The organism is Methylophaga sp. UBA5088 (assembly GCF_002414625.1).
GTDB classification, from domain to species: Bacteria; Pseudomonadota; Gammaproteobacteria; order Nitrosococcales; family Methylophagaceae; genus Methylophaga; species Methylophaga marina.
This window is the reverse complement of the sequence record NZ_DIAC01000033.1, coordinates 1-566: the sequence shown is the minus strand read 5'-3', so window position 1 is coordinate 566 and position 566 is coordinate 1. Positions and strand designations below refer to the sequence as shown.

Below are 566 nucleotides of genomic sequence, written 5' to 3'. Positions count from 1 at the left end.
ATAATCTCAAATTCGACAGGGGTTGTGGTTTTAAATTCACCATCAGCTTCCAGCTCTTTGGGTTTAGAGGTGTAAATACTGAAGTTTTGAGCAGAGTGACGCACGATATGGCGCTCATTTGCTAATGCCCCATCACGTAAATTAGGCCCCAATAATAACAATTGCCACCAAGGTCGTGGTTTGATAAAAAATAAATGAAGCTGACCGTTTACTAAGGTAGAGCGCTGGTCAACAATATTGCCCCCACCGTAATACCGGCCATTGCCGACAGCAAGGTGAATCGCTCGGCTTGAGCTCTGCCAGTCATCGGTTTTGATATGGACTTTAAAGCTTTTGTTTCGTTTGATGGCTTTGAAGAAGGCGCCTAAATAAGCCAACACACCAAACCATTTTTTGCTATCTGAGCTGAGTTCTCGGGTGACATCCACGCCCAGCCCTATATGAGCAACATTCACAAAAAAATGGTTATTTACTTTGCCCAGGCTGATCCGTTCGCGTTTACCATCAACAATGACTTGTGCTGCGGCGATTAAATCTTCTGGCACACCCAGCGATCGCGCCAGATC

The 566-nt window shown here is 45.4% G+C and carries 1 pseudogene; it reads right to left on the bottom strand.

Annotated elements, in window-relative coordinates:
• A pseudogene (locus B4K20_RS04740) lies at positions 1–566 on the bottom strand (diacylglycerol kinase); the annotation flags it as partial.